The sequence below is a fragment of the Catenovulum agarivorans YM01 genome (assembly GCF_000281085.1).
Classification (GTDB): domain Bacteria; phylum Pseudomonadota; class Gammaproteobacteria; order Enterobacterales; family Alteromonadaceae; genus Catenovulum; species Catenovulum agarivorans.
The window spans coordinates 1-1,640 of sequence record NZ_AJWM01000121.1 but is presented as its reverse complement, the minus strand read 5'-3'; the positions used below and the strand labels follow the sequence as shown (position 1 = coordinate 1,640).

General features: G+C 36.2%; 3 protein-coding genes. All 3 read left to right on the top strand.

Going from position 1 to position 1,640, the window contains the following annotated elements; genetic code table 11:
* Positions 1 to 197: hypothetical protein (locus WSC_RS25210; RefSeq protein ID WP_237716275.1), on the top strand; the 197-nt coding region annotated here is incomplete at its 5' end.
* Positions 198 to 216: 19 nt separating this feature from the next.
* Positions 217 to 681, top strand: coding sequence for a hypothetical protein (locus WSC_RS0102560; protein WP_016954341.1), 465 nt, complete (start codon positions 217 to 219; stop codon positions 679 to 681).
* Between the two features lie 22 nt (positions 682 to 703).
* Positions 704 to 1,640, top strand: a 937-nt coding sequence (locus tag WSC_RS21640; RefSeq protein WP_040393745.1) for a phage tail protein, incomplete at its 3' end; no start/stop codon positions are given.

Here is a 1,640-nt window from a genome sequence, read left to right as displayed (position 1 = left end):
TAATTAAGCCTAGTCACAAAAAGCCAAGTTGCTTAATGGTAGCTTGGCTTTTTGTAACAGGTTCCATGAATTTTCACCAGACAAAACGCGCGGTGAAAACCCCAAGTACAGAGCAAGTTAGACAACCCTTTTATAAAGATAGACTTGAGCAGTGGAAAAACTACGAAAGCGAACTAGAAATTATAAATTTGAATTAATTTTGAAGGAAAGATAAAAATGACTAAGAAAATACATTATGTTTTAACCATTATGGTCTTATTTACTTTATTTGGCTGCATTGGGCTATCCACAAACGGACATTCTTTTCCTAAAGCTTTCGAAAACTCAAATATGTCTTCTGTTTTTAACAATAGGACCGGATTGGTTTATTGGATTGAAGGTGAGGAATTGGAAAGTTTCCAACAGAGTAAAAATTTAGTGCTTGAAAGGATATACACACATTATCCAATTAATACAGGCATAGAATACATTTATAGGTCACTAAATCAAAAAGGCTTTACATGTGACAAAAAGGCTATTTTAAGATGCAGCATTTCAGCTACTGTTCATATATATGACGGATATATTTTTACAAAAAAATGTAGTGAAATTATTAGAACCACTTTTCAACTAGAATTTATAGGAGGTGATCAACTAGAAGAGATTATGGTTTATCGAAGAAACGAAAATAATAATTGTTAACTAAAATTTAAAGGAAATATTGATGACATGTAGTAATGATAATACCTCGGGAACAAATAATACTAGTAGTACAAATACAAGAACTGATTCCAATAACCCAACATATTCAATTCGATTAGGTGCACATCACTTAGCTGGAGGCTACTTGCAAGCATCGCATTTATTCTGGGGAATCTACAATGATTCAACGAATCAACCTATTCAGCAGTTCCATGGCTTATCTACAAGCAGTGATGGTGAGGTTCAGGGTGTTGGAACTCCGTTTGACGACATTTTAGCTTATAACGATATCTCTTTCTCAAATTCAAACATTCATGATGATGTTACAGTTTATACGGCTGATAGCTTAGCTGATTTACAACCATTCATCGACTCCATGAATCAGGAAATTACAGATATCAACAATCAAGGAGAAAGTTATGGCATTGTATTTGACAATAGTAATTCAGTGGCATATGCACTAGGTGAATCAATGGGGTTTACACATGATCAATTAGCTGAAGCAAGAAATGGTTTAGATACTGGCTTATTTGGTGCTCCAGGCTTTTGTGATGATTTAGACTCAAACCTGCATGAAGATATTCTGAACGCTATAAATAATGCGCTTGGATATTTAGGTGATCAGTTGTCTGGTTTGTGGGATGGCGTTGTCGATCTTTGGGATGGTTTTTCGGGTTGGATGGGGGCCGCATGGGATTCTATAACTGATTGGGCAAATGAAACTTGGGACAACGCTACAGAGCTTGTAAATGATGCTTGGAATGACTTTACTGATTGGGCAAGTGAAATTTGGAATGATATTAGCGACTGGGCAAGCGATGCTTGGGACGATTTTACTAGCTGGGTTAGTGATACTTGGGATGATTTTACCGATTGGGCAAGTGATACTTGGGATGATTTAACTAGTTGGGCAAGTGACACTTGGGATGATTTTACAAGTTGGGTAAGTGACATTTGGG